Raw genomic sequence first — 14,059 nt, forward strand, 5'->3', positions numbered from 1 at the left:
TTTTGATTGGGTTCGCACACCCGGCCACTCAGTCGCCCGTCGCAATCGCCCGCTGTGGATTGGTGATCCACTCACTCCACGAGCCCGCATACAACTTGCCCAATGGATACCCCGCCAAGCTCAGGGCAAACAGGTTATGACACGCCGTCACCCCCGAGCCGCAGTACGCCACCAGTTCATCCGGCGAACGGCCTTGCAGTTGGGCGGCGAAGCGCTGCTTGAGTTGCTCCGCCGGCAAGAAGCGCCCATCACTGCCAAGGTTCTCGTTAAACGCCGCACACTGCGCCCCCGGAATATGCCCGGCAACCGGATCGATCGGCTCCACATCACCGCGAAAACGTGCCTGGGCGCGGGCATCGATCAGGGTTAGGCCCGGCTGGCCCAGGCGTTTTTGCAGGTGTTCGGCGTCCAGCAGCAAGTGATTGTCCGGCGCACCAGCAAAGGTGCCAGGCTCGATCACCGGCGCATCCAGGCTCAACGGGAAACCAGCGCTGTGCCAGGCCTTGAGGCCGCCATCAAGGATAAACACGCCATCGCGCTTGCCCAACCAGGCCAGCAACCACCATGCCCGGGCGGCAAATGCGCCGGGGCCGTCGTCATACAGCACCACATCGGTGTCGGCATTGATGCCCCAGGCGCGCAGCTGTCGGGCCAGGGTGTCTGGCGCCGGCAACGGGTGGCGACCCGTGACACCTTTGGTCACCGGCCCACTGAGGTGGCGCTCAAGGTCGGCATATTGCGCACCTTCGATATGCCCTTCGGCGTAGCTGCAACGCCCGTAGTCCGGGTCTTCCAGGGCAAAACGGCAATCCAGGGTCACCAGCCCAGGCGACTTCTGGCGTTCGGCCAGTTGCTGGGGGCTGATCAGTTGGGCAAGCGGCATGACGGACTCCTGCAGACAGATTCGGGAAAGGTCCTACTTCACTTCTTCCAGTGCCTGATTCAACGGCACGTAAAACTCTTTGAACAAGGCATCCACCGCCTCCTTGGCCTGGGGCGTCACAAACCCAGCCTCCAGCACCAGCACTTGATACACCCCGCGCTTGATGGCTTCGGCGCTCAAGTGTTCGGAGTTTTCATTGGTGGTGCACAAAAAACGAACCCAGGAGGTGAGGATGATCCACGCGTTGAGGGTCAGGGCTTCGGTTTGGATGGGGTCCATGTTGAGGATGCCGGCATCGACGAATCCCCGGTAAATGGCGTTGCCCTGGATCAGGCAGCGCTGGGAAAATCGCCGGTAGCCAGTGGCCAGTTCCGGGTCGCTTTCCAGCAGGTGTTCAAGGTCACGGTGCAGGAAACGGTAGCGCCACATCCCGGCCAGCAGGGCCTGCAAGTAGAACCGTTTGTCTTGGACGGTGGCGGCGCGCCCCTCGGGCGGGCGCAGGAAACTGTCCACCAAGGCTTCGTATTCGCGAAACAGTACGGCGATGATCGCCTGCTTGTTGGGGAAGTGGTAGTACAGGTTGCCCGGCGAAATTTCCATGTGGGCGGCGATATGGTTGGTGCTCACACTGCGCTCGCCCTGCTGGTTAAAAAGCTCCAGGCTGGTTTGCACAATGCGCTCGCTGGTCTTTACTCGTGGTGCCATAGGGTAATCAGCTTCTGTACACGGGATGGGGCATCTTACGGCCTATCCTAGCCCGGATAAATCTGCACGTTGCTGCAATGTTATTTGACAACTTAGAGCAATAACTCTAAAAATCGGCGTAGACCTATAACAATCGGGAACTGCGCCATGTCTGCCAACGTTGCCTACCTGCAAGATTCCCAGGCGCTGGATCAACTCCAGGGCCTGTTCGACGCCCAACAACGTGCCTACGCGGCCAATCCGATGCCGCCGGCGGCTCAACGCCAGCAGTGGCTCAAGGCCTTGCGCGACCTGCTCAGTGACGAGCGCCAGGCACTGATCAGCGCCATCAGCCAGGATTTCAGCAACCGCAGTGCCGACGAAACCCTGTTCGCCGAACTGATGCCCAGCCTGCATGGCATTCACTACGCCAGCAAACACCTCAAGGGCTGGATGAAACCTTCCCGCCGCGCGGTAGGCATTGCCTTTCAACCGGCGTCGGCCAAAGTCATTTACCAGCCGCTGGGTGTAGTCGGGGTGATCGTGCCCTGGAACTACCCGCTGTATTTGGCCATAGGCCCGCTGGTCGGTGCCTTGGCTGCCGGCAACCGAGTAATGCTCAAGCTCAGCGAATCCACCCCCGCCACGGGAGAATTGCTTAAAAAACTTTTGGCCAAAATCTTTCCCGAGGACCTGGTGTGCGTGGTGCTGGGTGAAGCCGAAGTGGGCATGGCGTTTTCCAAGTTGCGCTTCGACCACCTGCTGTTTACCGGCGCCACCAGCATTGGCAAGCATGTAATGCGTGCGGCGGCCGAACACCTCACGCCAGTCACCCTGGAGTTGGGCGGCAAGTCGCCGGCCATTGTGTCCGCCGATGTTCCGCTCAAGGACGCCGCCGAACGCATCGCCTTCGGCAAAGCACTGAACGCCGGGCAAACCTGTGTGGCGCCGGACTACGTGCTGGTGCCCGAAGATCGCGTGGACGCTTTCGTCAAGGCCTACACCCAGGCGGTTCGTGGTTTCTATCCGACCCTCAACGACAACCCGGACTACACCGCCATCATCAATGAACGGCAACTGGCCCGGCTCAATGCCTACGTCAAGGACGCCACCGACAAGGGTGCAACCCTGATCCCGCTGTACGACCAGGGCCAGGCCCGGCGCATGGCCCATAGCCTTCTGCTGAATGTCAGCGATGACATGACCGTGATGCAGGACGAGATCTTCGGCCCGGTGCTGCCCATCGTGCCGTATCGCGGTCTCGACCAGGCGTTTGCCTACATCAACCAGCGCCCTCGCCCGCTGGCCCTGTACTACTTCGGCTACAACAAGGGCGAACAGAACCGCGTGCTCCACGAAACGCACTCCGGCGGCGTGTGCCTGAACGACACCCTGCTGCATGTGGCCCAGGACGATATGCCATTTGGTGGAATCGGGCCCTCGGGCATGGGCCATTACCACGGGCATGAAGGCTTCCTTACCTTCAGCAAAGCCAAGGGGGTGTTGGTTAAGCAGCGCCTGAACGCGGCCAAGTTGATCTACCCGCCCTATGGCAAGTCGATCCAGAAGCTGATCCAGAAGCTGTTTATTCGTTGATATCACCACCCTCGGGACAATAAAAACAATGAACCCCAGCCTGACTGATACACCCGCGCTGTCACGGCGCGGTGTCTTGAAAATCGGCCTGTGTGCCAGCGCGTTCCTGGCCACCGCCGGGCTTGGCGCCAGCCTCAGCGGCTGCTCCAGCAGCACGCCAGCCAGCGGCTTTGTGATGCTGCGCAGCAGTGATCTACCGTTTTTGCGAGCGGTGATCCCCGTGCTGCTCGAAGGTGTTGCCAGCGCCCAGGAAGTGACCAGCCGGATCGAAGACACCCTCAAAAAACTCGATTTCAGCCTGCAGCGCCTATCGCCAGAAATGTTCAAGCTCACCCAGCAACTGTTCGACGTGCTGGGCATGGGCATCACCCGTGGCCCGTTGACCGGCATCTGGGGCAGTTGGGAAAACGCCAGCGCCGAGCAGATCCGCAACTTCCTGCACCGCTGGGAAAACAGCTACCTGAACCTTTTGCGCATGGGCCAGGGCTCGTTGCTCAAATTGGTGATCATGGCGTGGTACTTCCAGCCGGCGTCGTGGGCCCACTGTGGCTATCCCGGCCCACCGAAGATTTGAAACTGAAAACCCGATCAAATGTGGGAGGGGGCTTGCCCCCGATGGCGATGGGTCAGCCAATACAGACTTCACTGATGCACCGCTGTCGGGAGCAAGCCCCCTCCCACATGGGATTTGCAGTGTTTTTCTGATCTCAACTACGTATAAAAATAAGAGTGCACACCTATGCCCGTACCCGATCTATTCCGTGAAGGCCTGGCCCGCGGCTGGAAAACCCACAACGGCGCCGCTCTCGACAGCGACCTGACGCTGGAAGCCGATGTGGCCATCATCGGCAGCGGCGCCGGCGGCGGCACCACGGCCGAAATTCTCAGCGCTGCCGGTTATAAAGTGCTGCTGATCGAAGAAGGCCCGCTCAAGACCAGCAGCGATTTCAAACTGCTCGAAGACGAGGCCTACACCAGCCTCTACCAGGAAGGCATCGGGCGCATGAGCAAGGACGGCGCGATCACCATCCTTCAAGGCCGGGCCGTGGGCGGCACCACCTTGATCAACTGGACGTCGAGTTTTCGCACGCCTGACGCGACCCTTTCCCACTGGGCCAGTGAATATTCGGTAAAAGGCCACAGCAGTGCCGAGATGGCGCCGTGGTTTGAAAAAATGGAACAACGCCTGGGCATCGCGCCCTGGGCCATGCCGCCCAACCCCAACAATGACGTGATCCGCAAAGGCTGCGAAAAGCTCGGCTACAGCTGGCATGTGATCCCACGCAACGTGCGTGGCTGTTTCAACCTGGGGTATTGCGGCATGGGTTGCCCGGTCAACGCCAAGCAGTCGATGTTGGTGACCACCATCCCATCGACCCTGGAAAAGGGCGGCGAACTGCTCTACCTGGCCCGCGCCGAACGCCTCAAATACAGCGGTGACACCATCAGCAGCCTGGAGTGCGTGGCCATGGACGCCCTGTGCGTAGCCCCCACCGGCCGCAAGATCACGGTCAAGGCCAAGCACTACGTACTCTCCGGTGGCGGCATCAACAGCCCGGCGCTGCTGATGCGCTCGGACGCACCCGACCCCCATTCACGCGTGGGCAAGCGCACCTTCCTGCACCTGGTGAATTTTTCGGCGGGCCTGTTCGATGAGGTGATCAACCCGTTCTACGGTGCACCGCAGTCGATCTATTCCGATCATTTCCAATGGCAGGACGGCACCACCGGCAAAATGTCGTACAAACTCGAAGCACCACCCCTACACCCAGCGCTGGCCAGCACCCTGCTGGGCGGCTACGGCGAGCAGAACGCCCTGGACATGAGCCAACTGCCCAATACCCACGCCATGCTGGCCCTGCTGCGAGACGGCTTTCACCCCGACAGCCCCGGCGGCACGGTAGACCTGCGCGGTGACGGCACACCGGTGCTCGACTACCAAGTGTCGGACTACGCCTGGGACGGCCTGCGCCGTGCGTTCCACAGCATGGCCGAGATCCAGTTCGCGGCGGGTGCCAAGTCGGTCAAGCCGCTGCACCACGACGCGCGCTACGTGAAAACCCTGGGCGAAGCCCGAACGATGATTGAGGGTTTGAACCTGGAACTGCATCGCACCTGCCTGGGCAGCGCCCATGTGATGGGCGGTTGTGCCATGGGGGAAGACCCCAAGAACGCAGTGGCCGACAGCCTGGGTCGCCATCACCAGTTGCGCAACCTGTCGATCCACGATGGCTCGCTGTTCCCCACCAGTATTGGGGCCAACCCACAATTATCCGTGTATGGATTGACGGCCCAACTGGCGACAGCATTGGCCGAACGTCTGAAAACGGCGTGAAAAAACACGCTCTATCGTGGCTTCTTCTACATAAGTTGACTTGGCCGACCGGGATGGCTGCGATACCATCCGGTTCCCCAACGGACTCCGCCAGGACGACGCGATGAACCGAGTGTTGTACCCAGGTACCTTCGACCCGATTACCAAAGGCCATGGCGACTTGGTCGAACGCGCCTCGCGCTTGTTCGACCATGTGATCATCGCGGTCGCGGCCAGCCCCAAGAAAAACCCGCTGTTTCCCCTGGAACAGCGCGTGGAGCTGGCGCGTGAGGTCACCAAGCACCTGCCCAACGTGGAAGTGGTGGGCTTTTCCACGTTGCTGGCGCACTTCGCCAAGGAGCAGAACGCCAATGTGTTCCTGCGCGGGCTGCGTGCGGTGTCGGACTTTGAATATGAATTCCAGCTGGCCAACATGAACCGCCAACTGGCGCCAGACGTAGAGAGCCTGTTCCTCACCCCGTCGGAGCGCTATTCGTTCATTTCTTCGACGTTGGTGCGTGAAATTGCCGCTTTGGGCGGGGATATCACCAAGTTCGTGCACCCAGCCGTAGCCGATGCGCTGACGCTGCGCTTCAAGAAGTAAGACCGCTCACTCGGCGCTTGCTCGCACTGCGGGCGCCAATGCGGCACAATTGCGCGCATTAGTTTTCAGATGCCCTGGCTGACAGCCCTGGCAGGAGTTTCCATGTCCCTGATCATCACCGACGATTGCATCAACTGCGACGTCTGCGAACCCGAGTGCCCGAACGCTGCCATCTCCCAAGGTGAGGAGATCTACGTGATCGACCCGAACCTGTGCACCCAGTGTGTCGGCCACTATGACGAACCCCAGTGCCAGCAGGTGTGCCCGGTGGATTGCATTCCGTTGGATGAAGCTCATCCGGAGACGGAAGAGCAGTTGATGGACAAGTACCGCAAGATTACGGGCAAGGCTTAAGGGCCTCTTCGCGAGCAAGCCCGCTCCCACAGTTGACCGAGTTCCAACATGAGAATGCGGTCGAATGTGGGAGCGGGCTTGCTCGCGAAGGCGGCATCAGCCTTCACCCAGCAATCAGCTCTGACACCTCGGGCAAAACACACTCGCCCGCTGCCCCAGCACCACATTGCGCAGCTCAGTCCCGCACACCTTGCAGCCCTCGCCGCCTCGGCCGTACACGAACAGCTCCTGCTGGAAGTACCCCGGCTGCCCGTCCCCGCCAATAAAGTCGCGCAACGTAGTGCCGCCCCGCTCGATGGCAGCGGCCAGCACGCGCTTGATCTCAATCGCCAGCTTCAAATAACGCGCCCGTGAAATCCCACCCGCCGCCCGACGCGGGTCGATACCCGCCGCAAACAACGCTTCGGTCGCGTAGATATTGCCCACGCCCACCACCACCGCGTTGTCCATGATGAAGGGCTTTACCGCCATCGACTTGCCGCGCGATAGCTGGAACAAACGCTCGCCATCGAACAGGTCCGTCAGCGGCTCCGGCCCCAGGCGCAGCAGCAGTTCGTGGTTGTGCGGGTCCTGGCTCCAGAGCATTGCGCCAAAGCGGCGTGGGTCGGTGTAGCGCAGGGCCAGGCCGGATTCGAGTTCGATGTCCACATGCTCATGCTTGAGCGCCGGCAGCCCGGCTTCCACCAGCCGCAGGTTGCCCGACATGCCCAAGTGGCTGATCAAGGTGCCCACTTCGGCATTGATCAGCAGGTACTTGGCCCGCCGCTCCACCAACACGATGCGCTGCCCGGACAGGCGCACATCGAGGTCCTCCGGGATCGGCCAGCGCAGGCGCCGTTCACGCACCACCACGCGGCTGACCCGCTGGCCTTCCAGATGGGGCGCAATGCCACGACGGGTGGTTTCGACTTCGGGTAACTCAGGCATGCGTACCTCTTGAAGGAAGGGTCAGTGGGTGCCCAGTTCGCGGATCGACAGCTTCATGCTTTCAAAGTCGTAATCCGACAGGCCCACGTAGTCCAGCACCAGCGGGCCAATGGCGTTCCACTCATGGTCCACCGACTGATTGCCCAGCACGCGGTAGGACGAGCAGATGTGCTCGGCCATTTTCAGGATCGCCAGCAGGTTTTTAAGCTGCGGGTTGCGCGACGACTCATCGCTGAATACGACCAGGGCGTTGTGGTGGTTGGCGATGGCGTCGGTCACATGCTGCGGCAGGCGCCAGGACTTGGCGGTGTAGTAGCCCACCACCGCATGGTTGGTGTTGAACGCATTGTTCTCGGTGTCGACCACGCGGCAGTCCGCGCCGGCATTGGCATAGGCCTCTTCCAGCACGGCCATGTAGTTGGGGAAGCGCTTGAGCATCAGTGGCACGCCGCAATCGTGGAACAGGCCCAGGGCATAGGCTTCGTCCACCGCCTGGGCGCCGGTGCGCTTGGCCAGTGTGAGGCAGGTCATGGCCACATCCTGGGCGGTGTCCCAGAAGCGGTTGAGGGTCACGATAGTGTCGTCGCTCATCTCGCCCTTGATCGACAAGGCGTTGATCAAGTTGATGATCGAACGGCTGCCCAACAGGTTCACCGCGCGCTGGATCGAGGCGATCTTGTTGCTCAGCCCGAAGTACGACGAGTTGACGACCTTGAGCAGCGCGCCGGACAGGCCCGGGTCCTGGGCAATCAGCCGCGCAATCACTTCCAGGTCCGGGTCGGGCATGTATTGCTCCATCTGCAGATCCACCATGATCTGCGGTTGGGGCGGCACACTGATGCCTTGCAGGGCCTGTTGGATCTGTTCGGCGGATAGCTCTTGGGACATAAGTACTTACTCTGGACTAGGGGGCGATTCTAACCCCTATGAGAACCTGACCGACACCTCAAAAACCCGATTGGAATGGGATCAAATGTGGGAGCGGGCTTGTGTGGGAGCGGGCTTGCTCGCGAAGGCGATGGGTCAGCTTGCATATGGATTGGCTGACCCACCGCTTTCGCGAGCAAGTCGAATCGTCGCACCGCCGCTCCCACATGTCCGGCGGCGCCGCCAATTCCTACACAACACGGTATACTCCCGCTCTTTTTTCCGGAGCGACGTCATGTCCCTGCCAAGCCTGCGTCTCAAAGCCAACGCCGATCGTCGTTTGCGCAACGGCCACCTGTGGGTCTACAGCAACGAAATCGACGTGGCTGCCACCCCACTTCACGGCTTCCAGGCAGGTGACCAGGCCATCCTGGAAGCGGCCGGCGGCAAGACCCTGGGCATCGTGGCCATGAGCCCGAACAACCTGATCTGCGCACGCCTGCTGTCGCGCGACATCAAGTTGCCGCTGGACAAGTCGCTGCTGGTGCACCGCCTGAACGTCGCCCTGTCCCTGCGTGATCGCCTGTTCGACAAGCCGTTCTACCGCCTGGTCTACGGCGATTCCGACCTGCTGCCGGGCCTGGTAGTCGACCGTTTCGGCGACATCCTGGTGGTGCAGATCGCCTCGGCGACCATGGAAGCCCATAAAGAAGACGTGATCGCCGCACTGACCCAAGTGCTCAAGCCAAGCGGCATTCTGTTCAAGAACGATTCCGCCGCCCGCGATGCCGAAGGCCTCAACCGCTACGTCGAGACCGTGTTCGGCCTGGTGCCGGAGTGGGTGGCGCTGGAAGAGAACGGCGTGAAATTCGAAGCCCCGGTAATCCAGGGCCAGAAAACCGGCTGGTTCTACGACCACCGCATGAACCGCGCGCGTCTGGCCCCGTATGCCAAAGGCAAACGCGTTCTGGACCTCTACAGCTACATCGGCGGCTGGGGCGTGCAAGCTGCGGCCTTCGGCGCCAGTGAAGTGTTCTGCGTCGACGCCTCCGCCTTCGCCCTCGACGGCGTGGAGCGCAACGCTGCGCTGAACGGCTTCGCCGAGAAAATGACCTGCATCGAAGGCGACGTGTTCGAAGCCTTGAAAGAACTGAAAGCCAGCGAAGAACGCTTCGACGTGATCGTCGCCGACCCACCAGCCTTCATCAAACGCAAAAAAGACATGAAAAACGGCGAAGGCGCCTACCGCCGCCTCAACGAGCAAGCCATGCGCCTGCTCAGCAAAGACGGCATCCTGGTCAGCGCTTCGTGCTCCATGCACCTGCCGGAAGACGACCTGCAAAACATCCTGCTGACCAGCGCCCGTCACCTGGACCGCAATATCCAGATGCTGGAACGCGGCGGCCAGGGCCCGGATCATCCGGTGCACCCGGCGATTGCAGAGACGCGGTATATCAAGAGCATTACGTGCCGTCTGCTGCCTAATAGCTGATTAGCACCAGCACACTTGTAGGAGCGAGCTTGCTCGCGAAGCACTCACAGGCAACGCGGGCTACCTGATAGCACTGCGTTATCGTTGACGATTTTCGCGAGCAAGCTCGCTCCTACGGTAGTGGCGCACATCAATAGGGGAAGCTACCTACGCTGCTTTTGATTGAATTCCACTTCTCGCAGACTAGTATCGGTTGCTGGTCTTGCTCCGGAAAACAAAAACAATGTCTGGGTCCACCCTTTCACGCTTCATCCTGATCACCTGCATCTCCCTGATCAGCTTCTTCCCGATCAATATCCTGCTGCCCTCCTTCCCTGCCCTGTCTGCCCACTTCGATACGCCCACCGCCGACGTCGCGCTGTCCATCAGCCTGTTCACGTTGGTCTTTGCGATTTCGCAACTGGTGGCCGGCCCACTGTCGGATAAATGGGGGCGCAAGGAAGTGTTGATCGGCTGCATCACCCTGTCGATCCTCGGGGCTATTGGTTGCGCACTGGCGCCGAACTACCTGAGCTTCCTGCTGTTTCGCAGTGCACAGGCGATGGGTTGTGGGTTCTTTGTATTGGGCCACGCACTGGTGGAAGACTTATTCGATGAGCAAGATCGCGCCCGCATCCGCCTGTATTACATGACCTTAAGCGGCTCGTTCGTGGCGCTTTCGCCACTGATCGGCTCCTGGCTGCAAACCACCTTCGACTGGCAAGGCAGCTTCTATGGCTTTGCCCTAATGGCGCTGGGCATGCTGATCCACGCGTTGTGCATCTTGCCGTCGAAGTCCGCCAGCCCACACCGCGAGCCGGTGTCGATCATCGCCACCCTCAAGGCCGTCATGCGCAATAAGCATTTCCTGCGCTACTGGTGGATCGCCGCGCTGGTCTTCACCTGCTACTTCGCCCTCATCAGCGTCACACCGCTGATCTTCATGGATGCCTTGAAGCTCTCCGAATACCAATACGCGCTGGTGCTGATGGTGTATGGCGTGGCCTACCTGCTCGGCGGCGTCGCGGCATCGTATCTGCAGAAACACATCACGCTGTCGCGGCAGATCAATATCGGCCTTGGCCTGCTAGCAATCGCCGGTGGGCTGCTGACGTTGATTGTCAGTATGGAAGCCATCACCACCGTGACCCTGCTGATTCCGATGCTGATCAGCGCGCTGGCCGTCACCCTGGTGCGACCTGCCGCGATTTCTGCAGCGATGCTGCTGTTTTCCAGCAGCGCCGGCACGGCGGCGTCGGCGGGCAACAGCATCATGTTCCTCACTGCCGCCATTAGCAGCGCGGCGCTGGCCCACGCGGGCGACTATATCTTGATGACTATCGCCTTAAGCTTCGTGGTCCTAAGCCTCTGGGGCTGGCTAACCAACGCCCGCCTCCAACGTTGACGCTTTACCTTGTAGGAGCGAGCTTGCTCGCGAAGAACTCATAGGCAACGCGGGCTACCTGAGAGCACTGCGTTATCGTTGGCGATTTTCGCGAGCAAGCTCGCTCCTACAGTGAGTTGGGACATATTCAGAAGTACTGTCTAGGCGCCAGTGAACAGTAGGTCTTCTAACGTTTCTCTTCCAATCACAGAAGAGGACGAAGGAATGTCCACCCAGCAAAACGCACATCGGCTCCGCACCGGGCGCTACTCCGAGACAGACAGGATTTACCTGCTCACCGCTGTCACCCACCAACGCCAGCCGATCTTCAAGGATTGGCGTATCGGGCGACTGGTTGTCTGCCAATTCAAAAATGCCCAGGAAGAAGGCGAAGCGACTTCTTTGGCCTGGGTGGTCATGCCAGACCATTTCCACTGGCTGGTGCAATTGCATAACGGCGATCTGCCAAGGCTGATGCGAATCACCAAGTCACGAAGTGCTCGCGCCATCAACCAGGCGAGGCGCTCTTTCGGGACTGTTTGGCAAAAAGGCTACTTTGACCAAGCACTGCGCCGAGAAGATGACATGAAAGCTATGGCCCGTTATATCGTGGCAAACCCCTTGCGAGCGGGCTTGGTGGAACATATCGGCCAATATCCGCTGTGGGACGCAAGCTGGTTGTAGGAGCGAGCTTGCTCGCGAAAAACGTATCGACGACTTGAGCTAACTGACAGCGCTGCGTCATCGTTGGCGATTTTCGCGAGCAAGCTCGCTCCTACAGGAAGACGGTGTAGAATCGGCCCTATTCATCGCCAGTCATCCCCCGGCGGGTTTATGAGCTCAAGGCCAATGCGCACGGCGATCCCGTAACGTTTGCGGCAACTTCCGGACACCAGTGCCATTTTTCGGGTGTTCCAGACGTCAATAGAAGCTCACTCCCTTTTGATACCGTTTAGCCGCCCGGAGTGCTCCAATGCCTGATTACCGCTCGAAAACATCCACCCACGGCCGCAACATGGCCGGCGCCCGCGCACTGTGGCGCGCCACGGGGATGAAGGATGACGACTTCAAGAAGCCGATCATCGCGATTGCCAACTCGTTTACCCAATTCGTACCGGGCCACGTCCACCTCAAGGACCTGGGCCAGCTGGTTGCCCGCGAGATCGAACGCGCTGGCGGCGTAGCCAAGGAATTCAACACCATCGCCGTGGACGACGGCATCGCCATGGGCCATGACGGCATGCTGTATTCCCTGCCGAGTCGCGAGATCATCGCCGACTCCGTGGAATACATGGTCAACGCCCACTGCGCCGACGCCATCGTGTGCATCTCCAACTGCGACAAGATCACCCCCGGCATGCTGATGGCCTCCCTGCGCCTGAACATCCCGGTGATCTTCGTCTCCGGCGGCCCGATGGAAGCCGGCAAGACCAAACTGGCCTCCCACGGCCTGGACCTGGTGGACGCCATGGTCATCGCCGCCGATTCCAGCGCTTCTGACGAGAAGGTCGCGGAATACGAGCGCAGCGCCTGCCCTACCTGTGGTTCGTGCTCCGGCATGTTCACCGCCAACTCGATGAACTGCCTGGTGGAAGCCCTGGGCCTGGCTTTGCCGGGCAACGGTTCCACCCTTGCCACCCACAGTGACCGCGAGCAGCTGTTCCTCAAGGCTGGCCGTACCATCGTCGAGCTGTGCAAGCGTTACTACACCGAGAACGATGAGTCGGTGTTGCCGCGCAACATCGCCAACTTCAAGGCGTTCGAAAACGCCATGACCCTGGACATCGCCATGGGCGGTTCCACCAACACCATCCTGCACTTGCTGGCCGCCGCCCAGGAAGCCGAGATGGACTTCGACCTGCGCGATATCGACCGTCTGTCCCGTCACGTACCGCAGTTGTGCAAAGTCGCGCCGAACATCCAGAAGTACCACATGGAAGACGTGCACCGTGCCGGCGGGATCTTCTCGATCCTGGGTTCCCTGGCCCGTGGCGGCTTGCTGCACACCGACCTGCCCACCGTGCACAGCAAGACGCTGGCCGAAGGCATCGCCAAATGGGACATCACCCAGACCGACGACGAAGCCGTGCACACCTTCTTCAAGGCAGGCCCCGCTGGCATCCCGACTCAGACTGCATTCAGCCAGTCGACCCGCTGGGAAACGTTGGACGATGACCGTGAAAACGGCTGCATCCGTAGCGTCGAGCACGCCTACTCCCAAGAAGGCGGCCTGGCCGTGCTGTACGGCAACATCGCCGTCGACGGCTGCGTGGTAAAAACCGCCGGTGTGGATGAGTCCATCCACGTCTTCGAAGGCCGCGCCAAGATCTACGAAAGCCAGGACAGCTCGGTGCGCGGCATCCTCGCTGACGAAGTGAAAGAAGGCGACATCGTGATCATCCGCTACGAAGGCCCCAAAGGCGGCCCGGGTATGCAGGAGATGCTGTACCCGACGTCGTACCTGAAATCCAAGGGTCTGGGCAAAGCCTGTGCACTGCTGACCGACGGTCGTTTCTCCGGCGGTACGTCGGGCTTGTCCATCGGCCACGCTTCGCCAGAAGCCGCTGCCGGTGGCGCCATCGGCCTGGTGCAGGATGGCGACAAGGTGCTGATCGACATTCCGAACCGTTCGATCAACCTGTTGATCAGCGATGAAGAACTGGCGGCACGCCGGGTTGAGCAGGACAAGAAAGGTTGGAAGCCGGTGGAGAAGCGTCCGCGCAAAGTCACCACCGCGTTGAAGGCCTACGCGTTGCTGGCCACCAGTGCCGACAAAGGTGCTGTGCGTAACAAGGCCATGCTCGACGGTCTGTAAGCTGCGCCCATAAAAATGCCCCGCCAAGTGCGGGGCATTTTTTTTGCCTGGGACATCTATCCAAAACAATGAAGATCAAATGTGGGAGCGGGCTTGCTCGCGAATGCGGTCTGTCAGTTACAGAAGTGCTGCCTGACACACCGCATTCGCGAGCAAGCCC

At 60.5% G+C, this 14,059-nt stretch carries 13 protein-coding genes; 9 read left to right on the forward strand and 4 right to left on the reverse strand.

The features are described 5' to 3' along the window. Nucleotides 1-28: 28 nt before the first annotated feature. Nucleotides 29-883, reverse strand: a complete 855-nt coding sequence (locus DYL59_RS30540) for a sulfurtransferase (protein WP_135292510.1) — start codon at nt 881-883, stop codon at nt 29-31. Between the two features lie 33 nt (nt 884-916). Continuing rightward, nucleotides 917-1,588, reverse strand: a complete 672-nt coding sequence (locus DYL59_RS30545; protein WP_135292511.1) for a TetR/AcrR family transcriptional regulator — start codon at nt 1,586-1,588, stop codon at nt 917-919. Nucleotides 1,589-1,735: 147 nt separating this feature from the next. Between DYL59_RS30545 and DYL59_RS30550 the strand changes: the two genes are divergently transcribed. The 5 genes from DYL59_RS30550 (at nt 1,736) to DYL59_RS30570 (ending at nt 6,435) form a co-directional block, all read left to right on the forward strand. Then, complete coding sequence (locus tag DYL59_RS30550) at nt 1,736-3,163, forward strand: coniferyl aldehyde dehydrogenase (RefSeq protein ID WP_135292512.1); 1,428 nt, start codon at nt 1,736-1,738, stop codon at nt 3,161-3,163. Nucleotides 3,164-3,191: 28 nt separating this feature from the next. Then, on the forward strand, nt 3,192-3,737 hold the full coding sequence (locus DYL59_RS30555) for a twin-arginine translocation pathway signal protein (protein WP_135292513.1): 546 nt from the start codon (nt 3,192-3,194) through the stop codon (nt 3,735-3,737). A gap of 165 nt (nt 3,738-3,902) precedes the next feature. Further along, nucleotides 3,903-5,498 (forward strand): GMC family oxidoreductase, encoded by a 1,596-nt coding sequence (locus tag DYL59_RS30560; RefSeq protein WP_135292514.1) that lies wholly within the window; start codon nt 3,903-3,905, stop codon nt 5,496-5,498. A gap of 103 nt (nt 5,499-5,601) precedes the next feature. Continuing rightward, a complete protein-coding gene (gene coaD, locus DYL59_RS30565; RefSeq protein WP_003176711.1) occupies nt 5,602-6,081 on the forward strand; it encodes a pantetheine-phosphate adenylyltransferase in 480 nt (159 codons plus the stop codon). Between the two features lie 102 nt (nt 6,082-6,183). Next, nucleotides 6,184-6,435 (forward strand): YfhL family 4Fe-4S dicluster ferredoxin, encoded by a 252-nt coding sequence (locus DYL59_RS30570; RefSeq protein WP_017734768.1) that lies wholly within the window; start codon nt 6,184-6,186, stop codon nt 6,433-6,435. Nucleotides 6,436-6,549: 114 nt separating this feature from the next. On the opposite strand, the gene mutM is transcribed toward DYL59_RS30570, so the two are convergent. Beyond that, nucleotides 6,550-7,362, reverse strand: coding sequence for a bifunctional DNA-formamidopyrimidine glycosylase/DNA-(apurinic or apyrimidinic site) lyase (mutM, locus tag DYL59_RS30575; RefSeq protein ID WP_135292515.1), 813 nt, complete (start codon nt 7,360-7,362; stop codon nt 6,550-6,552). A gap of 21 nt (nt 7,363-7,383) precedes the next feature. After that, the gene (locus tag DYL59_RS30580) at nt 7,384-8,196 is read right to left on the reverse strand and encodes an HDOD domain-containing protein (RefSeq protein ID WP_193557592.1); all 813 of its coding nucleotides are present in this window, start codon (nt 8,194-8,196) and stop codon (nt 7,384-7,386) included. Between the two features lie 328 nt (nt 8,197-8,524). Here DYL59_RS30580 and DYL59_RS30585 point away from each other — a divergent pair, with 328 nt between their 5' ends. From DYL59_RS30585 to ilvD, 4 genes are all read left to right on the forward strand, one after another. Next, the gene (locus DYL59_RS30585) at nt 8,525-9,721 is read left to right on the forward strand and encodes a class I SAM-dependent rRNA methyltransferase (RefSeq protein ID WP_003195152.1); all 1,197 of its coding nucleotides are present in this window, start codon (nt 8,525-8,527) and stop codon (nt 9,719-9,721) included. 223 nt (nt 9,722-9,944) lie between these two features. Next, on the forward strand, nt 9,945-11,105 hold the full coding sequence (locus DYL59_RS30590; RefSeq protein WP_135292517.1) for an MFS transporter: 1,161 nt from the start codon (nt 9,945-9,947) through the stop codon (nt 11,103-11,105). A gap of 204 nt (nt 11,106-11,309) precedes the next feature. Then, nucleotides 11,310-11,768, forward strand: a complete 459-nt coding sequence (locus DYL59_RS30595) for an REP-associated tyrosine transposase (protein ID WP_135292518.1) — start codon at nt 11,310-11,312, stop codon at nt 11,766-11,768. Nucleotides 11,769-12,057: 289 nt separating this feature from the next. Continuing rightward, a complete protein-coding gene (gene ilvD / locus DYL59_RS30600; protein WP_135292519.1) occupies nt 12,058-13,899 on the forward strand; it encodes a dihydroxy-acid dehydratase in 1,842 nt (613 codons plus the stop codon). The last annotated feature ends 160 nt before the right edge of the window (nt 13,900-14,059 follow it).

Source organism: Pseudomonas kairouanensis, assembly GCF_004682055.1.
Lineage (GTDB): Bacteria > Pseudomonadota > Gammaproteobacteria > Pseudomonadales > Pseudomonadaceae > Aquipseudomonas > Aquipseudomonas kairouanensis.

What these genes read in the sequence shown, in the direction of transcription:
- ilvD (WP_135292519.1), top strand. Translation starts at nt 12,058, where the DNA reads ATGCCTGATTACCGCTCGAAAACATCCACCCACGGCCGCAACATGGCC.
- DYL59_RS30585 (WP_003195152.1), top strand. Translation starts at nt 8,525, where the DNA reads ATGTCCCTGCCAAGCCTGCGTCTCAAAGCCAACGCCGATCGTCGTTTG.
- DYL59_RS30555 (WP_135292513.1), top strand. Translation starts at nt 3,192, where the DNA reads ATGAACCCCAGCCTGACTGATACACCCGCGCTGTCACGGCGCGGTGTC.
- DYL59_RS30545 (WP_135292511.1), bottom strand. Translation starts at nt 1,588, where the DNA reads ATGGCACCACGAGTAAAGACCAGCGAGCGCATTGTGCAAACCAGCCTG.
- DYL59_RS30560 (WP_135292514.1), top strand. Translation starts at nt 3,903, where the DNA reads ATGCCCGTACCCGATCTATTCCGTGAAGGCCTGGCCCGCGGCTGGAAA.
- DYL59_RS30595 (WP_135292518.1), top strand. Translation starts at nt 11,310, where the DNA reads ATGTCCACCCAGCAAAACGCACATCGGCTCCGCACCGGGCGCTACTCC.
- DYL59_RS30540 (WP_135292510.1), bottom strand. Translation starts at nt 883, where the DNA reads ATGCCGCTTGCCCAACTGATCAGCCCCCAGCAACTGGCCGAACGCCAG.
- DYL59_RS30590 (WP_135292517.1), top strand. Translation starts at nt 9,945, where the DNA reads ATGTCTGGGTCCACCCTTTCACGCTTCATCCTGATCACCTGCATCTCC.
- mutM (WP_135292515.1), bottom strand. Translation starts at nt 7,362, where the DNA reads ATGCCTGAGTTACCCGAAGTCGAAACCACCCGTCGTGGCATTGCGCCC.
- coaD (WP_003176711.1), top strand. Translation starts at nt 5,602, where the DNA reads ATGAACCGAGTGTTGTACCCAGGTACCTTCGACCCGATTACCAAAGGC.
- DYL59_RS30550 (WP_135292512.1), top strand. Translation starts at nt 1,736, where the DNA reads ATGTCTGCCAACGTTGCCTACCTGCAAGATTCCCAGGCGCTGGATCAA.
- DYL59_RS30570 (WP_017734768.1), top strand. Translation starts at nt 6,184, where the DNA reads ATGTCCCTGATCATCACCGACGATTGCATCAACTGCGACGTCTGCGAA.